At 72.1% G+C, this 919-nt stretch carries 1 protein-coding gene and 1 pseudogene; both read left to right on the top strand.

Annotation, left to right across the window (positions count from 1 at the left end):
* Positions 1-250, top strand: a pseudogene (locus tag FVW27_RS17185) (SDR family NAD(P)-dependent oxidoreductase); the annotation flags it as partial.
* Between the two features lie 70 nt (positions 251-320).
* Complete coding sequence (locus FVW27_RS17180; RefSeq protein WP_012612149.1) at positions 321-734, top strand: acyl carrier protein; 414 nt, start codon at positions 321-323, stop codon at positions 732-734.
* Positions 735-919 lie beyond the last annotated feature (185 nt).

The raw sequence follows: 919 nt of genomic DNA, 5'->3' as shown, positions 1-919 counted from the left end.
GGGCGTGGAACTGGCCCCGCGCGGGGTGACCGCCTGTTCGTTGCGGCTGGGCTGGCTCGAGGCGGGCCGGGGCGCGCCGTTCCTGCAATCCCGTGCCTCAGACGCCCCCCTGCCGCCCACCGGGCGTACCGTGACCGTCGCCGAAGCCGTGCAGACCCTGCGTTTTCTGCTGTCCGCCCCGGCCACCGCCATCAACGCCACCACCCTGACCTGCGACGGCGGCTTCGGCGCGCTGAAACCGGCGGGCTGAACCGCGTTCCAAGCGTCCGCGGTTTTCCGAGGCGCCCCCTCTCAATCACCATCCACAAGACAGCAACACCATGCCCGCACAGACCAGAAACGAACCGCACGACATCGCGGCAGCCATCGCCGCGCTGGTGGCCCCCATCTTCGACGTGGACGCCGCCACCCTGTCGCCTGCCACCCGGCTTATGGCCGACCTGCCCTGCGAATCCATCGACCTGCTGGAAATCGGCGCGGGGCTGAACCGCCGCTTCGCCATTCCGGTGCGCGATGCCGCCGCCTTTCTCACCGACCTGCGCATCCACGTGCTGGAGGCGGAACGCACCGGCGAAGCGCCCGAAGCCCGGCTGGCGCGGGAATACCCGCACCTGTCCGCCGCCCGCGTGGCGGAGGTGCTGGCGGCAGTGCGCGTGCCCGGCGCGCCCCCGGTGCTGACCATCGGCGATGTGGCGGCGTACGTGGCGTGGTCCCTGACGAGAAACAACGGATAGCCGGTCCGGACGGCACCGCCGCGCCGAGGCCCGACAAACACATGCAGCCGCCCTCTTCTCCCTTCCATCCCCTCCGCCGCGTGGTCATCACCGGCGCGGGCGCGATCACCCCGCTGGGGCACACCCCGCAGGACATGGCGCGCGCCATCCGCGAGGGGCGCAGCCCGTTCCGCCATGCCCCGGCC

It is taken from the genome of Nitratidesulfovibrio liaohensis, from assembly GCF_011682075.1.
Lineage (GTDB): Bacteria > Desulfobacterota > Desulfovibrionia > Desulfovibrionales > Desulfovibrionaceae > Cupidesulfovibrio > Cupidesulfovibrio liaohensis.
Note: the sequence above shows the minus strand (reverse complement) of the source record. Positions and strands in the feature narration are given on the sequence as shown.